The organism is Parvibaculum sp. (genome assembly GCF_049672805.1).
GTDB lineage: Bacteria > Pseudomonadota > Alphaproteobacteria > Parvibaculales > Parvibaculaceae > Parvibaculum.
In genome coordinates, this window is sequence record NZ_JBATWS010000416.1 from 1 (window position 1) to 1,884 (window position 1,884).

At 62.6% G+C, this 1,884-nt stretch carries 2 protein-coding genes; one reads left to right on the top strand and one right to left on the bottom strand.

Annotated features, from left to right (window positions below; genetic code table 11):
* The coding region (locus WBF74_RS12885) for a hypothetical protein (RefSeq protein ID WP_424440545.1) at nucleotides 1-366 on the top strand (366 nt) is incomplete at its 5' end.
* A gap of 56 nt (nucleotides 367-422) precedes the next feature.
* On the opposite strand, the gene WBF74_RS12890 is transcribed toward WBF74_RS12885, so the two are convergent.
* On the bottom strand, nucleotides 423-1,673 hold the full coding sequence (locus tag WBF74_RS12890) for a GNAT family N-acetyltransferase (protein WP_424440547.1): 1,251 nt from the start codon (nucleotides 1,671-1,673) through the stop codon (nucleotides 423-425).
* Nucleotides 1,674-1,884 lie beyond the last annotated feature (211 nt).

Genomic DNA, 1,884 nt, shown 5'->3' on the forward strand with positions numbered 1-1,884 from the left:
GCGCTTGAGCCTTACGCGCCTTTCGATCTCGCCCTGACATGGATACGCCCCCGCGCGGAACTGTTGCGCGCCGCGCTTGATGCCTTCATCGCGCCGAAAGGGCTTCTCGTGGAAGTGATGGGCAGCCGCTCCATCCTCACAGGAACAGAAGGACAGGCCTCCATCGCCACGCTCCGCGCCGATGCCCTCGCCCATCAGCCGGATATCATCTATGCGCAGGTAATCCTCGGCTTCATGCGCGAGAAGGATACCTCCCGCTGGCTGACCCATGAGGAGATTTCAGCAGCCACCATTGCGCAGCTTGATGCGCCCATGCCGCGCCGTATTGCGGGCGTACTGGAGCCCTGGGATCAGCGCCCCTCCTGACGCCCCGTGTAAAAAGAAGAGACCAGCCGACGCCCATTAAATTGGCAATATGAGTATCACTTCTTGGCGCGCAAGCCGCGAAGCGTCTGGACAGCAGACATCAGGCGTTCGTCATTCTTCACGAAACGCTTGAGCGCCTGCCCGGCGCGCAACGCAGGTGCCGCAGGCAGGCCGAGTGGCGATGTGGCGGTGATCAGGTTGCGCATCTCGGTAGGCTGGTCGCAGAAGCTTTCCTTGTAAGGCAGATAGCCCACCGAAAGATCATAAACGCCGACGCCGCGCTCGATGCTCGACTGAATGAGTCGCAGTAAGTGAAGCCGGCCCGGCGAGAGTTTGGGAAGCCGCGCCGGGTCGTAAGTATGCACCATCAGCGTGCTGCGCCCGTTTCGATAATGGCCCACGCTGCCCGACAGGAATTCGCCATTGAGCCGCAGTTCCGCCACTTCCAGCAGCCGGCGATCTTCCGGCAGCATGGCAAGCTCGCGCCACGCCGCGAGATGCCGGGGATCGGTGAAGATGGAGGAAATGCCCTGCGCCGCAAGCTGCGCTGCCTTGCGCGCGAGGACGCGTTCCGTCATCTCGCAGCGCTCTTCCGGCGAGGTCGCAAAGCGAAACGTCACTTCTCCCTCCGCCGTGAGCTTTCGCCATTTGGCACGGTCAGCGCGCCGCGTCTCCGGGCGATAGCGTTTGGAGAAGCTCTCAAAATCTGCGGGCAGATCGAACACATAGGCCACATCCGGCGCTTCATCGCTGGTGAGCGCAGCGAACGGATTGGCAATCGGATGCTCGGGCGTCCCGAGCGATACGGGCTGGTCTTCCAGCATCACAAGATCATGCGGTGGCAGCGCCGCACGAAGCTGGTGCCACAGCGCGGGAAATTCGCGTTCGGAGACATGGGTGCTGAAATCCCGCGCGAGAAGCGGCGCCTTGTAGTCGGCAAGCTTTCCGCCGAGCCAGATCAGTCGCCGTAGCCCGAGCTTGCGTTCAATGCCGAAAGGGGCAAGCAACAGCGTCTCACCCTGCCGCGACACCACCGCAATGGCAGGCTCGATCCCTGCAGCCTGCCCGACATGTCGGTGCCAGATGGAAAGCCAGTCAAAGCTCTGAAAGGCCGTGCCAGCGGCCTGCGCCTCAAAATTCCGCCAGATTGGCTCCGCCGCCGCGAAATCCTCGAAGATGGTGATACCCGCCGCATGGGCGAGCCGCGCCGCATAGCCGGAGCGAAAGCGCGCACATCGTCCATGAGGGCGGGAAGGAGGAGCGGTCAGGTCGGCGGGCGCAGCAAAATCTTCAGTAGAGACGCTCATTGTATCATTCCGAAACGCTTCGCGCCGTTCTGGAGCGAAGAAACGCGGTGCATGGCCTTCCCACGCAAGCCGCTGGCCAGAGCGCCTCCCGTGCTAGACTTGCGGCAGACAATCCGGGGAGCACCACATGACGACAAACCTCATTCCCTTCGACCTTTCCGGTCTGACGCCAGAAACAGGCGCCCCCGCCGGAGACCGGATCGTGAAAGGC

Excerpts from the sequence above, each read along its gene's own strand:
- WBF74_RS12890 (WP_424440547.1), bottom strand. The coding sequence starts at position 1,673 with ATGAGCGTCTCTACTGAAGATTTTGCTGCGCCCGCCGACCTGACCGCT.